15 protein-coding genes are annotated in these 15036 nt (G+C 50.5%); 4 read left to right on the top strand and 11 right to left on the bottom strand.

Annotation, left to right across the window (positions count from 1 at the left end):
- Window positions 1–209: 209 nt before the first annotated feature.
- From murI to J4F31_09490, 9 genes are all read right to left on the bottom strand, one after another.
- On the bottom strand, window positions 210–1013 hold the full coding sequence (gene murI, locus J4F31_09530; GenBank protein MCE2496798.1) for a glutamate racemase: 804 nt from the start codon (window positions 1011–1013) through the stop codon (window positions 210–212).
- Window positions 1014–1092: 79 nt separating this feature from the next.
- Entirely contained in the window at window positions 1093–1614 is a 522-nt protein-coding gene (locus tag J4F31_09525) for an OmpH family outer membrane protein (protein MCE2496797.1), read from the bottom strand.
- A 79-nt stretch (window positions 1615–1693) separates the two neighbouring features.
- A complete protein-coding gene (locus J4F31_09520) occupies window positions 1694–2215 on the bottom strand; it encodes an OmpH family outer membrane protein (GenBank protein ID MCE2496796.1) in 522 nt (173 codons plus the stop codon).
- Entirely contained in the window at window positions 2215–4698 is a 2484-nt protein-coding gene (gene bamA / locus J4F31_09515; protein MCE2496795.1) for an outer membrane protein assembly factor BamA, read from the bottom strand. The genes J4F31_09520 and bamA overlap by 1 nt, the downstream gene beginning before the upstream one ends.
- A complete protein-coding gene (locus J4F31_09510) occupies window positions 4695–5444 on the bottom strand; it encodes an isoprenyl transferase (GenBank protein ID MCE2496794.1) in 750 nt (249 codons plus the stop codon). Before J4F31_09510 ends, bamA begins: the two co-directional genes overlap by 4 nt.
- A gap of 5 nt (window positions 5445–5449) precedes the next feature.
- Complete coding sequence (locus J4F31_09505; protein MCE2496793.1) at window positions 5450–6277, bottom strand: outer membrane beta-barrel protein; 828 nt, start codon at window positions 6275–6277, stop codon at window positions 5450–5452.
- Window positions 6278–6609: 332 nt separating this feature from the next.
- Window positions 6610–7311 carry a carbon-nitrogen hydrolase family protein gene (locus J4F31_09500; protein ID MCE2496792.1) on the bottom strand — a complete coding sequence of 234 codons (702 nt, stop codon included), beginning with the start codon at window positions 7309–7311 and terminating at the stop codon, window positions 6610–6612.
- A 363-nt stretch (window positions 7312–7674) separates the two neighbouring features.
- On the bottom strand, window positions 7675–8556 hold the full coding sequence (locus J4F31_09495; GenBank protein MCE2496791.1) for an NAD kinase: 882 nt from the start codon (window positions 8554–8556) through the stop codon (window positions 7675–7677).
- A gap of 1 nt (window position 8557) precedes the next feature.
- Window positions 8558–9220 (bottom strand): CBS domain-containing protein, encoded by a 663-nt coding sequence (locus tag J4F31_09490; GenBank protein MCE2496790.1) that lies wholly within the window; start codon window positions 9218–9220, stop codon window positions 8558–8560.
- A gap of 81 nt (window positions 9221–9301) precedes the next feature.
- Here J4F31_09490 and J4F31_09485 point away from each other — a divergent pair, with 81 nt between their 5' ends.
- Window positions 9302–10024, top strand: coding sequence for a pyridoxine 5'-phosphate synthase (locus J4F31_09485; GenBank protein ID MCE2496789.1), 723 nt, complete (start codon window positions 9302–9304; stop codon window positions 10022–10024).
- Window positions 10024–10785, top strand: a complete 762-nt coding sequence (locus tag J4F31_09480) for an alpha/beta fold hydrolase (protein MCE2496788.1) — start codon at window positions 10024–10026, stop codon at window positions 10783–10785. Before J4F31_09485 ends, J4F31_09480 begins: the two co-directional genes overlap by 1 nt.
- A gap of 113 nt (window positions 10786–10898) precedes the next feature.
- On the opposite strand, the gene lipB is transcribed toward J4F31_09480, so the two are convergent.
- Both lipB and J4F31_09470 read right to left on the bottom strand, forming a co-directional pair.
- Window positions 10899–11600 (bottom strand): lipoyl(octanoyl) transferase LipB, encoded by a 702-nt coding sequence (lipB, locus tag J4F31_09475; protein ID MCE2496787.1) that lies wholly within the window; start codon window positions 11598–11600, stop codon window positions 10899–10901.
- Window positions 11597–12586, bottom strand: coding sequence for a bifunctional phosphoglucose/phosphomannose isomerase (locus J4F31_09470; GenBank protein ID MCE2496786.1), 990 nt, complete (start codon window positions 12584–12586; stop codon window positions 11597–11599). The genes lipB and J4F31_09470 overlap by 4 nt, the downstream gene beginning before the upstream one ends.
- 146 nt (window positions 12587–12732) lie before the next feature.
- Here J4F31_09470 and lysS point away from each other — a divergent pair, with 146 nt between their 5' ends.
- A complete protein-coding gene (lysS, locus tag J4F31_09465; protein MCE2496785.1) occupies window positions 12733–14445 on the top strand; it encodes a lysine--tRNA ligase in 1713 nt (570 codons plus the stop codon).
- Between the two features lie 199 nt (window positions 14446–14644).
- The gene (locus tag J4F31_09460; GenBank protein ID MCE2496784.1) at window positions 14645–14992 is read left to right on the top strand and encodes a hypothetical protein; all 348 of its coding nucleotides are present in this window, start codon (window positions 14645–14647) and stop codon (window positions 14990–14992) included.
- Window positions 14993–15036 lie beyond the last annotated feature (44 nt).

Genomic DNA, 15036 nt, shown 5'->3' with positions numbered 1-15036 from the left:
TACCCAATAAGCCGGCCGTTCGCGGAAGTTGTTCATCGCGCCGCAGGCGCATACAATTCGCTTCGCGAGTCCATTTCGGTTGCGCTGAAGTCTATTCGCCCTTCGGGCGAGTACATTTGCCCGCTGCAAATGGAAAAGGATTCAACTCCGTCAGAAGTTCACTTGGTAGATGCCAAATTCACTTGGGCGAACCTCGAATTCACTTTTTCTCACTGCCAACTAAGAACTTTTTCTTCGAGTCGAATAGCCTCACCAAAAAACGCCCGGGCGCTTTGCTCAAAGCTCTTGGTGTAATCGCTCACCAGAAAGTGGTCGGTGCCTTTGTCTTCACGAGCAAGGCCATTGAGCTGCTCGAGGCGCTGTTTCACTTCCAACGCTACGATTCGAGCCGAGTTCAAAATGGTCACTCGTCCGGCGTAAAACTCATCGATCTCTTCCTCGATAAGCGGATAATGCGTGCACCCCAGAATGAGCTGATTCACCGTCTTCAAAGCCGGATCGTCGAGGTATTTATGGAGTACTGTTCGCGAGATTTGATTTTGGTAAAACCCCTCTTCGATCATGTGGGCCCACAGAGGAGTGGCAACCGAGTGTGTTTTAAGATTGGGATGCTTGTCCTTAAGTTTGTTGCGGTACACCCCACTTCGAATGGTCGTTCGAGTACCTATGACGCCTACGACCTGATTCGGAGCGGCTTCAACGGCGTTCACGACCGGATCAATAACGTTAAAAACGGGTAGTTCCGGATGTTGCTTCTTAACGGCCGAATACGCAACGGCCGAGGCCGTATTGCATGCGATCACGATGGCCTTTACCGGGTAATCTGCCAAGAATCGAGCAATGTTCAGGGAGTACTTCCGCACGTCGTGCGGTGGCTTTTCGCCATAGGGCAAGTGTAGGGTATCGCCAAAATAGATGATCGACTCGTTCGGGAGTTCCGAGCGGATGGCACTGGCCACGGTGAGTCCACCGATGCCGGAGTCAAAGATGCCGATGGGTAGGTCGCGATGCATGAGCGCTAAAATAAGAAATCCCACCGGCGGCGGGATTTCCTGCATCGGCCCGTAGGGCCAAAAAATTAATTTTCGGTGCTTACTGCAATCCGAGTTTCTTCTTCACCAACGGCATAATGTCGGTTCCACCCTCGTGGTAGATCACGTTCCCCTTGCTGTTTGAGCTGTCGAGGATGTAGGCAAACCCACCTTCCGTGGCCACTTCGGTGATGGCGTTTTGCGCCTTCTCCAATACAGGGGTCAAAAGCTCCATCTCCTTCTTCTGAAGATCTTGCTGCGCCTTTTGCTGGTATTCCTGAATGCGAGAATCCAAATCCTGGATCTCTTTGTACTTGTTCTCTTTCGAGAGCTCGGTCATCACCGCTTCGTTGGCGCGGAATTTATTGACCTTGGTTTGCAATTCGGTCTGCATATCGGTCAAATCGGTCTCGAGCGACTGGGCATAGGCTTGCAATGCTTTCTCAGCTTCTTTCGTTTCGGGCATCAATGAGATCAACTGATCCACGTTGATGTGTCCGACCTTTGAGCCTTGCGCCTGGGTAGCAGTGCTTCCCAAAACCATCATAAGTCCAAGTGCCAAAGTTTTAATTGCCGTTTTCATCTTTTCTATCTGTAAGTGTTTGATTCTAAATTGTGAAGAGGTGCAAAGAAAATCGTTTTTTCCCGCACGCACAAGGTTTTTAATAACCGTATCCTAGATCGTCGAGGATTCGATCACTCAGATCGTACTTCGGATCGGCATATATCATACGAAGCTCACTGCTCCGATCAAATATGACCGCGTAATTACCGCGCTCGGCCAGTGCTTGGATCGCATTATAGATTTGATCCTGAATGGGTTTCACGAGTTCGAGCCGCTTATTGAAGAGGTCGCCCTGCGGGCCGAAGCGTTTCTGCTGCAGTTCTTTCGCCTCTTTTTCTTTGCGTAGGATCTCCTGTTCCCTGGCTTTTTTCATTTGATCCGTCAACAAGATCTTCTCCATCTTGTACGCTTCGTACAAGCGATCGATCTCGGCGTACTTCTCTTCGATCTCCTTTTGCCACTGTGCGCTCAACTGATTCAACTGCTCCTGAGCCTGGTCGTAGTCCGGAATGTTCTGTAGAATGTACTTCGTGTCCACATACCCGAACTTTTGAGCTTGGACGGAAGTGGCCATCAGGCCGAAGGCCATGATTAATAACCCAATCTTTTTCATGTTCATTAGAATTGTTGTCCTAAGATAAAGTGCGTTCGCCAACGCGAGGCTGGTCCAAAATTAGTGCGAATAGGGTCGTACCCGTAACCGAAGTCCACTCCGAGCATACCGAACATCGGCATAAAGATCCGAACACCCAGACCCATGGCCCGCTTAATGTCGAATGGCTTGAAGTTTCGGAAGTCACCCCATGCATTACCACCTTCAGCAAAGACCAGGCCATAGATGGTTGAGTTGGGGTTCAACGTAAGCGGATAGCGCAGTTCGGCAGTGAATTTGTCGTAGATCACACCCCCACTAACGGGCGATACCGAGTTGTTCGGATACCCGCGCAGTCCGATCACCTCGCGACCGTCGAGCACGAATCCTTGCAGACCGTCTCCACCCACGTAAAAACGCTCGAATGGCGAATAGCCCCACTCGCGGTTGTACTGCCCCAAGAAACCGAATTGAACCTGAGTCTTGAGCACCAAGTCGCCGATGATGCGCGTATACCAAGCCGCATCGACCTTCCACTTGTGGTATTCGATGAACGTGTACTTCACTTCGGCATCCACCGTGCTCCAGTCTTCGTCGATCAACAAGGAGAATGGAGGAGTGAGCTGAGCGGTGATCGAGAAATTGGATCCACGGCGTGGATAGACCGGCTGATCGATACTGCTCCGTCCCAAGATGATCTTCAAATTGAGGTTGTACGACTGACCGTCGGTATACCCCAGACTCGTAAGGCTTCGGTAGTTGAATAGATTGTATAGCTGAAGATTGACCCCTGTGTACAAGGTAAAGTAGTCATCGGGCCATTTAAGACGTCGCCCGATACCCACACCAACACCTGTGATCGAAAGTTCTTCGCGGAGCGGATCGTCCTTGGGGCGACCTGTAGGATTCTGAACGGAGTGGTAGAAAGATACCGTTAATGAGTTCGGCTTTTTACCCCCTAACCAAGGTTCCGTAAAGCTGGCGTTGTACGATTGGAAGAAACGTCCGTTCGACTGAGCCCGCAGGCTAATTCGCTGTCCATCGCCCTGTGGAAGCGGATTCCAGCCATTCTCAGCGAACATCTGCTTGGTACTGAAGTTGTCGAACGTTACGCCAAAAGTTCCCACGACCCTACCGGCGCCCCATCCTCCTTGAAGCTCGATCTGACTCGTTGAGCGTTCTACGACGTTGTACTCGATATCCACCATACCTGTTTCAGGGTCGGGTTTTGGGGTCGGTACAATTTGCTCCGGATCAAAATAACCGAGGTTCGCCAACTCGCGCGTAGTACGCATTACGTCCGTTCTGCTAAACAGCTGCCCGGGCTTCGTGCGGATCTCACGCATGATCACGTGATCGTTCGTTCGCGTATTCCCCGTCACATATACCCGATTGATCCGAGCCGGCTGCCCTTCGCGCAAACGCATTTCGATGTCGATGGAATCCGCATCGGCGTAGATATCGACCGGACGAATATCGAAGAACAAGTGCCCTTCGTCCATGTACATCGATGTAATGTCGTTTCCGTCCACCGAGCCGTAAAGTCGGCTCTCCAATCGCGCCTGATCATAAACATCTCCCTTCTCGATGTCGAGCACCTTGGCCAACTCACTGTTCGTATACTTGGTATTTCCGAGCCATGTTATGTTTCGGAAATAATAGCGATTACCCTCGTCGATCCAAATCTCCAACATCACCGACTCGTCGTTGTATGCGTACAGTGAATCCTTCACCACATAGGCATCGCGATATCCCAGTGTATTGTAGTAGCCAATGATCTTGTCGAGATCTTCGTCGTATTCGTACTCCAAAAACTTCGAAGACTTGAAAATGCGCATAATCCCCTTTTGCTTCGTATTCTTCATCGTAGCGCGCAGTTTCTTGCCCTCTACCTCATCGTTTCCGTGGAACACGATCTCCTGGATCTTCACGCGCTCGCCCTTATCGATCGCAATGTCCAAGATCATCCCGTTTTCCTCATTTGGATCGGGCTTTTGATCGATCGTGATCTTGGCGTTCAAATAACCCTTCTCCACATTGTATTTACGCAGGCGGTTCTCCGTGTTAACGACCAAATTATCGTTCACGACCTTCCCGCGATTCAATTTGATCAGATCGCGCAGATCATCGATACGCGATTTCTTGACTCCCGTGAACGAAAACTTCGAAAGTCGCGGCAACTCCTTGAGGTAGATCTCCAGTATCACCGCATCGTCGTTTACGTAATCCTTGACCGAGATCGCGATCTCGTCGAACAGCTTCTGGTCCCACAGCTTCTCAATGGCCGTTGTAATTCGATCGCCCGGAATGTCGATCCGGTCGCCCACGTTAAGGCCACTCAGCAAAACAACGACATTCTTATCCAAATTCCGGCTTCCGGCCAGTTCAATCCCGCCGATCTCGTACGTCCTTGGCGTGGCGTAGTTAATATCGGTTTGCGCCTCAGCGGCGCGATGGGTAACTAACACGGTAATCAGTACCAAGAAAAGTCTACTCCAAAATCCCTTCACAATTTTTCTTGTATTTGCTCACTCGTTTTTCCGAAGCGTCGTTCGCGTTTCTGAAAATCCAAAATGGCCATGTACAGGTCTTCCCTGCGAAAGTCGGGCCACAAGGTCGGGGTAAAATACAGTTCGGTATAGGCGATCTGCCACAATAGAAAATTACTGATGCGCGTTTCACCGCTCGTCCGAATTAGCAACTCAGGATCGGGAATCCCTGCGGTACTCAAGTGATTCGAAATGCACTCTTCGGTAATATCCGCCGGATCGAGTTTTCCGTCGGCAGCTTCCTGCGCCATACGCTTCACAGCATCCATGAGCTCCCACCGGGCGCTATAGCTCAATGCCAAGACCAGGTCCATGTGTTCGTTATCGGTCGTTTCGCTCATGACCTCGTTGAGCTCCTTGCGCCCATCGGGCGGAAGAGCCGATAGATCGCCAATGGCTCTAAGTCGAATGTTGTTTTCCGTGAGTGTATGGAGCTCTTTTCTCAAGGTGGAGATCAGGAGCTTCATCAAGGCATCTACCTCGCTCTTGGGCCTGTTCCAGTTTTCGGTACTAAAGGCATAAAGTGTCAGTGCCTTGACTCCCAATTCGGCACACGCTTCAACCGTTTCACGCACAGCCTTTACCCCGTTTTGGTGACCAAAGACCCGCATCATACCCTTCTTACGCGCCCACCGGCCATTTCCGTCCATAATGACGGCCACGTGCTGCGGTAAGCGCTCTAGGTCGATTTGTTCTTTTAGCCCCATATCTTTTAGTCGTCGAAGTCGTGACAACGCTCCGGTTTGTCAAAAATCTTAAAACTCAACGAGATAGCCGAGATAAAGTACCAATCATTCGTCTCGCGATTCCCGCGCATGAAATAAGTATTATCCTCTCCTGCCTCTCTATTCAAGCTGCGATCGCTCAAAGCTGCAGCCACGGCTCCATTGATTCCATCGAGCTGATCGGGATCAACATAGCGGCCACTCACGTCATCGATGTAATCCGTAAAGGTCCTTCTAGCCCCGAATTCCACGGAAACGGCAAATCGCCGACCAATATTGGCTTTATATCCGATCCCAAAAGGTACGGACAAACTCCAAGTCCTGTATTCCTCCAAATCGGGAGCCAAAACGGTACCCTGCCCTTCAGTATTCAATGGCTGCAGGTCCCACCAAGTGTCTTGGTACAAGGCCTGCGGTTCAAAAGTAAAGAAGCCGATACCGGCGAAAACGTACATACTGTGCTTTTCCGGTACTCCGATGATATACGGCCAAAAGTTCAATTCGAGCCGCGCATCTGCTTCAAAGATGTCTGAACGGAAGCTAAGGTTGCGGTTGACCCTAAAAGGAACCTCACTAAGTGAATCAGCTGCCCTCACTCCGCCAAAACCAACACCAGTGCGCAAAGCTAAGTGGTCGTTGAAGTTCCATCGAATAAAGACTCCAAAGGCCAAGTCTTCGGGCATGTAGAACGAGTTGATGATACCCACGTCTCCGTAGTACTGAGATCCACCGATCCACAGCCCAATATCGGGCGATTGTGCCCGTGAGCTGAACGAAGCGGCCAACACTATGATCAAGGTCGCGATTCTGCGCATGTACATCACCTTTTCGGTCCTCAACGAAAACGCCAAACCCTTAGATTTATTGGGCGTTTCTTTCGAGGGTGCAAATATAACTAATTGTTCTCGGCTGGCGCCGAGAGGATGTTCAGCATCCGCTGAGGAAACTCGCGGCGTGCCGCGAGTATGTTTTGGCTCCGCAATAGGACATTCGCTCTTCGAGCGAGTACGTCGGCGAAAACAAATCGGCAAGTGCCCTGCGAATTCCATTTTCCTCTGGCGAAGCGCTAAGGGACTTTGCTAGCAAAATTGACGCGGGCAAAGCCCGAATATCCTCGCGCTTAGCGCGAATCAAGCGAATTGAACGCTCAATTTCGCATTTCGACCCCCGTTTGGCTCGATCGTGTATCGAACCACAAAATCCCTTCACTTCGATCATCGAGCTGTTCGAGTAGCATACCGTTCTCATTCCGGACAGCACTCTGACCTGCTGCGGTGAAATCATCTGATGGTTCGATGCTATTGGACATAAGGATCGGAGTTTTGAATTCACCCGATATTTTAGAAAAGTGTTCGTGCGCTTTTTTAATTCCATTTTGCGATTTGGCCACACTCGCAACGTATACGTCAAAATCCCTCCCCCAAGCGTTCTCGAAATGCTCCCTCTGAAGCGTTTCGTAGCAGATTCCGACCGCAACTTTGATGTCATTTACGAACAGGTAGACTTGCTCCTTACCACTTGTGAAATATGGCTGCTCATCGTCATGAAGCAGCTGTTTGGAATACACCTTTCTCATTTCGTGCGGTTGGTAGATCAGCATACTAATGAAAACCTCACCCTTCTCTATCGTTGGCATACCCATGCCCACAGATATATTACCTGAATTGGATAATTCTTGAATGGACCTAAAAGGTTCGGCACCGTTTCCAATCGCCAACTCTCGAGCTAAGCTTGGTTCGTAGTTCGTGATAGACAGTTCCGGAAAAATGATCAAATCCGCATCGAGCCCGATCGCCTGTTCAATAAAGCCCAAGTGGTTCAGCATATTCTCACGAATACTCCCTTTCAAAGAGCGTGTTTGAGCAACACAGACTTTCATTTCAACAACGCCGATTAGTTGGTTCTCGCTCGGAGAGCACTGAATTAAAACTTTCTTGAGTCTAAGCCGAAATCAATTTACGGCGGAATTCCGTTCGATCGATCGCGATCTTTTAAACAATGGATTGGGCCATTCGCTCAAATCTCCAAGTTTAGTCTAGCTATGCAAAAAGACAATCGCTCTTCGAGCGAGTAAGTTTGCGAAAACAAGTTGGTGGGTGTCCAGTGAATCCAATTTTCCTCGGGCGCAGCCCGAATAGCTTTGGGCTCGTTCAAAATGTCTTTGCGTTGCAAAATTGACTCGGGCAAAGCCCGAATCAAGACAAATTGATACTCAATTCCTCTTGTCTATACCCCACATCAGTTTATTCCGCAGGGTCTCCGAGAAGTTTTGTCCATTGAATCGAACGAGCTGAATGTCAAAATTGGCTCGTTTGACTACGAGTTCGTCTTCCGAAGTGATGCTTCGTACCCGCGAGTCAAGGGAAACCAGGTGCTCTGAGCTGCGTCCTTCGACGCGTATCCGCAGTTCGCTCTGATCGCTAAGTACGAACGGTCGAACGGTCAAGTTATGCGGTGCAATTGGGGTAAGCACGAAGTTCTGCGAACCCGGCATTATAATTGGCCCACCGCAGCTGAGCGAATAGCCTGTTGAACCGGTTGGAGTCGAAATGATGAGTCCATCGGCCCAGTAAGTATTGAGTAGCTCGTTCTTAAGATAAACGTGAATCGTGATCATGGCCGTGGTATCCTTACGGCTTACGGTCATTTCGTTCAGTGCAAAATTCATCCCTTCGAAGAGATCGCGCTGCGATTCGAGTCGAATGACGCTCCTGGGTTCACATTCGTATTCTCTTGAAGTGAGTTGTTTGATGGCTCTACTCACGTCTTCCCGGGCGTTGTTCGCCAGAAATCCGAGTCGGCCGAAGTTCACCCCCATAATGGGAACTCCTGAATTGACGACGAGCATGGTCGAATCGAGCATCGTACCGTCGCCTCCCAAACTGATCAAGACATCGACCTTCTTGCGCATCATGTCGAAATGGTCGTTGAAGGTGCCGTCGAAGTTATCGTCGCTCCATTTATCGGCATTTCGCTGAACGAATCGCGTGTAGGCTACGAGGTCGCAACCCGATCGCTTCAGGCACTCAAAGAGTTCCTCGGCGAAGGGCCGATGTTCCTGAGATATCTCTTTACCGTAGATTCCAACGCGCATATCACATGTTCAAATAGTTCATGAACAGCCCGAATCGGTGCTGCATCTCTTCGGTATCGTCACTCTGATCGTAGGTGGCCGTAATTCGGTACTCGTATCGCTCGAAGGTCTGAATGATCGCGGCCAAATCGGGCCGGTTGATCTTCAAGGTTACCTCCATCTTAGTGCTGTCGGTATGTTTACTTAAATACATACTCAGCACTTTGGCATCGTTCGACTCTACGATCTGAGCGATCTCCGATAAGCTATAATCGTTTTGGTTGAGCTCGAGGATCAAAATTCCACCGGGCTCTTGCGAAGCGGTGAGTTCGCCCATACACTCGACCAAATGACGCGCGGTTATGTAGCCGGCGTATTTATTCTCCCTATCGACCACCGGGAGACAGGTTAAGGACATTTCGCCCATCAGCTCTATGGCTTTAAAACAATGCTCCTCAGCGTTAACGGACACATGGGTAATGGTCACTTCTTGTTCGGCCAATGATCCTTCGGGCCTATGCATATCGAGCAAATCGAGCTCGCTAACCAAGCCCACGAGAAGTCCGCCCTCCACCACTGGAAGGTGTTCAACTTTATACTCGTCCATGATCCCCAAGGCGTAGAGGCCTGAATCGGAACGAGTGATCGGTTCGATCTCTGTTTGAAGTACTTGTTTGCTCAGCATGACCGCAGTGCCTGTCTAAAACAAACATAGTCTTTTTAACTTTGTTGCCTTCACTGCACTTATCGTTTTCCCATGAGCACGATCACTAAACTCAGCGTCAACATCAACAAGGTAGCAACCCTGCGCAATGCGCGGGGTGGAAACGTACCGAACGTACTCCAGGTGGCCCTCGATGCTGAGCGTTTTGGCACCCAGGGAATCACGGTGCATCCACGACCCGATGAGCGCCATATTCGCTACAGCGATGTGCGCGAGCTCAAACCAAAGTTGACCACGGAATTCAACATCGAGGGTTATCCGGCCCCTGAATTCATGAAGTTGGTCATGGAAATGAAACCGGAGCAAGTCACCTTAGTGCCGGATCCACCCGGGGTGCTCACTTCGAATGCGGGTTGGGACACTCTGGAAAAAGGCGAGTTCTTGAAAGGTATCATTACCCATTTGAAGGCGCGTGGCATACGAACGTCGATCTTTCTGGATCCTAAACCGGAGCTGGTCGAGGCGGCCGCGGCAACGGGATCGGATCGGATCGAGTTGTACACGGAGGCTTATGCGGTGGGCCATACCGAGGGTCGCAAAGAAGATGCGATAAAGCCTTATGTAAAAACAGCGGAGGCGGCCTCAGCGGCCGGATTAGGTATCAATGCCGGACATGATCTCGATCTTAAGAATTTGAACTACTTCGCCATGAATATCCCTGGATTGCTCGAAGTTTCAATAGGACACGCACTTATCAGCGATGCGCTTTACTACGGACTCGAGAACACCATTCAGATGTACCGCTTACAATTGACCGAACTTTAATGAAATTAGCCTCCATCATACAAGGCGAGGGCGAACCCCTCGTTATTTTACACGGCTTATTCGGCATGCCGGACAACTGGAAGACCCTCGCCGGTGATTTTGCCGAGCAATTTGAGGTTCACCTCATCGATCAGCGGAACCACGGTCGGTCACCTCACAGTGACGAACATAATTATACGGTTATGGCCGAAGACTTGCTCGAGTATTTTGAAGAGCACGGCATCGACAAAGGGCACGTTATGGGGCATTCGATGGGAGGTAAAACGGCGATGCGTTTCGCCATGGACCACCCGGAGCGGGTCGATAAACTTGTTGTGGTGGACATTGGTCCGCAGTTTTATCCGATCCATCATCGTGAAATTCTGGACGCCCTACTCTCTGTCGACCTCGAAAGGGCACAATCGCGCCGCGAGGCGCAAAACCAGCTGGCCCAAGGCATTAAAGATATAGGCATACAGCAATTTTTACTGAAGAACCTGCATTGGGTCGAGAAGGAGAGCCTCGGTTGGAGGTTCAATTTGCACGGGCTCAACGATCAGATTTCGAATGTCGGTGAAGCACTGGGGAACGGGGAAGTCTACGAAGGGCCCACGCTGTTCATTGCGGGGGGCGATTCAGATTACATTGACGGAGGCACCTTTGCCCACATCCGGGAACATTTTACCCAGGCGGTCGTTGAAACCGTTGAAGGCGCAGGGCATTGGGTACATGCGCAGCGACCGAAGGAGCTCTTTTCACTTGTATTGGAATTTTTGGGCTAATTCGAGGAGTTCTTAGTTCTTTGTTTTGAGTTCTTAGTTGCTGAACCTTCTTAGTCCATCGTTCATGGTCCATCGTTCATGGTCCATCGTTCACGGTTCATAGCCCACTGCCGTTAAACATACTCCAAGCCAAAACCCACTTTGAAGGCTTCCTTTACCTGCCCTTTCACCACTTCGTAATCGAGCTTTCGATCGACTTCTACATCGAGTGAGGTGACTGCTTTGTCGGTGATACCACACGGCACTATGTAGTTGAAATACTCCAAATTGGAGTTCACATTGAACGCCAGTCCGTGCATGGTAACCCAGCGGGAGGCCTTGATGCCCATGGCGCAGATCTTGCGGGCTTTGGGGGTGCCGACATCGAGCCACACTCCTGTTTCGCCGGGCGAGCGCTCGCCCTTGAGATCGTACCGCTCCAGCACCTTGATGATCACGTCTTCGAGGTAGCGCAGGTATTTGTGGATATCGGTAAAAAAATAATCGAGATCGAAGATCGGATAGGCCACGATTTGCCCCGGTCCGTGGTAGGTGATGTCCCCTCCTCGATTGATCGGAAAATAGCTCGCCTCGATCTCTTTCAGCTTTTCTTCTTTCACGAGCAGGTTCGCCATGTCGCCGCTCTTACCGAGCGTGTACACGTGCGGGTGTTCGCAAAACAGTAAATAATTCCGGGTGGTCCGCCGCTCTTCTTCGGGAAGTTTGCGGTTATCGAATTTCATCTGCACGGTACCATCGAACAATCGCTGCTGATAGTCCCACGCTTTTTTATACTCGATGACCCCCAGATCCTGGAAATGGGTCGTTACGTTCATGATTTGAATTTCGCCAGTTCGCTCTTCAGGTATTCTATCACTTTGATCTCCATAACATCAACGTCGTTGAGCTCCGAAAGATCATAACTGGCCCAATCGCCCAGATGAATCAGGTACAAAGCGCGCTCAATGTCGTTTCCGCCCTTACTCCAAACCTCCATAATGTGCGGTGTGTTGCGGCGAATGATCTCTTGGTTGATCTCCATGCGTTTCTGAATGCGCGGATCGTCACTTTCATTTCTAAAGAAAACCACCGCAATGCGATCGTCGCCACCGGCCCAACCTACGAGCTCGTTGTGGTTCATTTCGGGTACCATGCCCGTGTAGCCCACCATTTTGCTGTTCTCGTTGAACTGCTGGCGAAACCGAATGGCCACACCCTCGAATCCGTCCGAGGCATACACCACCGGCATTTTATTACGTAAAAAACCAGCCAAATCTGTGCCTGCGGCACGAAGCGCGGCTCCCTCCTCTTCGAGCAACTGTATGGCGTGGCTCACATCACTAAGCACCTCAGAATCCACGAGTCCGTAGTGACTTAAATACTTCAACAACTGCACAAAACTGTACCCGAACATCGAGCGCGGTGGGTTACCCCCCGGCACCACGATGTGGTGGCATCCTTTCGACTTGGCGTACTCGAGAGCCGAACCTCCTGAGGTGATGATGCCGATCTCCGCGCCTCTAGAATCCGCCCGTTTGAGGGCGCTCAAAGTCTCTTCGGTATTGCCGCTGTACGTGCTTACCAGCGCCAGCGTATACGGATTCACGAATGCAGGCAGGTCGTAGCCCTTGTTCACTACGATGGGCACCTTGCAGCGATCGCGCATGAGGTCGGCGACGATGGTACCGCCAATGCCCGATCCGCCGAGGCCGGTGATCACCACTTGGCGAATTTCGCGCGCCGCCGGTTTAAGACTGGCCTGATGTGCGATATGCAGTGCATCGGCGAGGTGATTCGGAAAGTCTTGGATCAGCTGTTTCATAGCTTCAAAGGTAGTAAATGAGCCACTGAAAATGGCTATTAGCTTTAGCCTAAGCCTTAGCAGGGTCCACGGCACGATTGGGCTTTGGCTAACGCTAATGCTAACGCTTTTTAGTACTTTTGTGCGATCAAAATCAGCACACCGCAATGGCATTGAGCGAACAGGAAATCATCCGCCGTGAGGCACTGGCCGAATTGAAGAAACTGGGCATTGACCCGTATCCGGCCGATCTATTCGAAGTCAACACCTCAGCTGCATCGATCAAGAAGTACTACCAAGTCGACAAAACGGTCTACAAGAACGTTTCGCTCGCGGGCCGCATCATGAGCAAGCGCATCATGGGTAAGGCTTCGTTCGCCGAGCTGCAAGACAGCACCGGGCGCATTCAGATCTACGTGAATCGCGACGAAATTTGCCCGGGAGATGATAAGACCCTCTACAACGCGGTCTTCAAAAAGCTGATGCACATCGGCGATATCGTGGGCATCAAAGGGTATGTATTTACAACGCAAGTTGGGGAGATCTCGATCCACGTGACCGAGCTCACCATGCTGACCAAGTCGCTCCGCCCGCTACCTTTGCCCAAGACCGACGCCGAGGGCAAAGTACACGATGCCTTTACCGACCCCGAGAAGCGGTATCGCCAGCGCTACGTCGATTTAGTCGTGAATCCACATGTGCGCGAGGCCTTTATGAAACGTACGCAGCTCACGAATTCCATGCGGAATTTCCTCAACCATAAAGGGTACATGGAGGTCGAAACGCCCATCTTGCAGCCACTGTATGGCGGGGCCGCGGCGCGTCCTTTTAAAACGCACCACAACACGCTCGACATCACGCTCTACCTGCGCATTGCGAACGAGCTGTATTTGAAAAGGTTGATCGTGGGCGGATTCGATGGCGTGTACGAGTTTGCCAAAGACTTCCGCAACGAGGGAATGAGCCGTTTCCACAATCCGGAGTTCACGCAAATGGAACTCTACGTAGCGTACAAAGACTACGAGTGGATGATGAACTTCGTGGAGGAGATGGTCGAAAAGATCGCCCTCGACCTGCACGGCACTACGGAAGTCCCTTGCGGTGAGCACGTGATCAACTTCCAGCGTCCCTGGAAGCGCTACACCATGTACGGGGCCATTGAGGAATTCACCGGTGTGGACGTGTCCGAAATGGACGAAGACGAAATGCGCGCCGCGGCCAAAAAACTCGGCGTGGAGGTCGAAGACAGCATGGGCTGCGGAAAACTCATCGACGAGATCTTTGGCGAGCACTGCGAACCCAAGTTGATTCAGCCCACCTTCATCACCGACTACCCTGTGGAGATGTCGCCGCTGGCCAAAAAGCACCGTACGGAAGAAGGACTCGTAGAGCGCTTCGAAGCCATTTGCAACGGAAAAGAGATCTGTAACGCGTTCTCTGAATTGAACGACCCCATTGATCAGCGCGCTCGTTTTGAAGAGCAGCTCGAACTCGGCAAGCGCGGCGACGACGAAGCCATGGTCTTGGACGAAGACTTTTTGCGGGCTATTGAATATGGCATGCCGCCTACTGCGGGATTAGGAATCGGGATCGATCGTTTGAGCGTGATCATGACCAACAGCAACAGTATTCAGGACGTGCTGTTTTTCCCACAAATGAAACCGGAGAAAAAGGCTCCAGTCGTAACCGCCGCTGAATTCGAAGCCATTGGCGTTCCGGCGGAGTGGGCTCCTCATTTTCTGGAGAAATTCGGAACCGTAGACGCCATGCGCGAGCTCAAACACACACAGGTACATCAGCAAATGAACGGCCTGCGCAAAAAGAAGAAACTCGACATTCCGGCGCTCCAGTTGGATGAAGTTGAGGGTTGGATGGGGTAAGGGTTCTAATCAATGAACCAACTATTTAGGAATCATTTCATCCTGGAATCATTTCATCCTGTTTGTATCTTTCATTTTGTCTTGACCTCTAACTCAACGATTCAAATGACAGATCAGGAAAAGAGAGTGCTCTTTTACCTTTCACTATTGCACTGCTGAGCTTACTCCTTACAAAGGAACTCAAAAGAGAAGTGCCTCTTTGTTAAAGCAGGTTTTAGATAAAACAACGGAGGATGACTTCAGCGATGAAAATAGAGTAATTGATCGCCTTAAAGGGCAATCAGGAAACAAATCAAGAAGACTATTAATCCTTGGTCTTCGAAAAAAACCGCAAAGGTATTTCGGAAAAATTGCTTTGCTAAAAGAAAAAGCTCCAAAATGGTGGGGTGGCAAGGACGTCTTAAAGGATATTGATAATCCTAATGGTCTAGATTACGTTGAAGTAACAAATTTCATTATTGATTTTAGCCCAGCAGGACTACCAATAATCATGGTTGAGATCAATAGTTCAGGACACACCCGTCCAAAACGTTTTTTGACGCACTAAACACCTGTTGAAAGTCAGGAGTTTAGCTCTTTCACTACCCCAAT

The sequence above is a fragment of the Flavobacteriales bacterium genome (assembly GCA_021296215.1).
GTDB lineage: Bacteria > Bacteroidota > Bacteroidia > Flavobacteriales > ECT2AJA-044 > ECT2AJA-044.
Note: the sequence above shows the minus strand (reverse complement) of the source record. Positions and strands in the feature narration are given on the sequence as shown.

Bases quoted from the DNA above. Each gene is read 5' to 3' on its own strand.
- lysS (MCE2496785.1), top strand. From the start codon at position 12,733: ATGGCATTGAGCGAACAGGAAATCATCCGCCGTGAGGCACTGGCCGAA.
- J4F31_09470 (MCE2496786.1), bottom strand. From the start codon at position 12,586: ATGAAACAGCTGATCCAAGACTTTCCGAATCACCTCGCCGATGCACTG.
- J4F31_09495 (MCE2496791.1), bottom strand. From the start codon at position 8,556: ATGCGCGTTGGAATCTACGGTAAAGAGATATCTCAGGAACATCGGCCC.
- J4F31_09525 (MCE2496797.1), bottom strand. From the start codon at position 1,614: ATGAAAACGGCAATTAAAACTTTGGCACTTGGACTTATGATGGTTTTG.
- murI (MCE2496798.1), bottom strand. From the start codon at position 1,013: ATGCATCGCGACCTACCCATCGGCATCTTTGACTCCGGCATCGGTGGA.
- J4F31_09490 (MCE2496790.1), bottom strand. From the start codon at position 9,220: ATGCTGAGCAAACAAGTACTTCAAACAGAGATCGAACCGATCACTCGT.
- J4F31_09510 (MCE2496794.1), bottom strand. From the start codon at position 5,444: ATGGGGCTAAAAGAACAAATCGACCTAGAGCGCTTACCGCAGCACGTG.
- J4F31_09520 (MCE2496796.1), bottom strand. From the start codon at position 2,215: ATGAACATGAAAAAGATTGGGTTATTAATCATGGCCTTCGGCCTGATG.
- J4F31_09505 (MCE2496793.1), bottom strand. From the start codon at position 6,277: ATGCGCAGAATCGCGACCTTGATCATAGTGTTGGCCGCTTCGTTCAGC.
- J4F31_09480 (MCE2496788.1), top strand. From the start codon at position 10,024: ATGAAATTAGCCTCCATCATACAAGGCGAGGGCGAACCCCTCGTTATT.
- lipB (MCE2496787.1), bottom strand. From the start codon at position 11,600: ATGAACGTAACGACCCATTTCCAGGATCTGGGGGTCATCGAGTATAAA.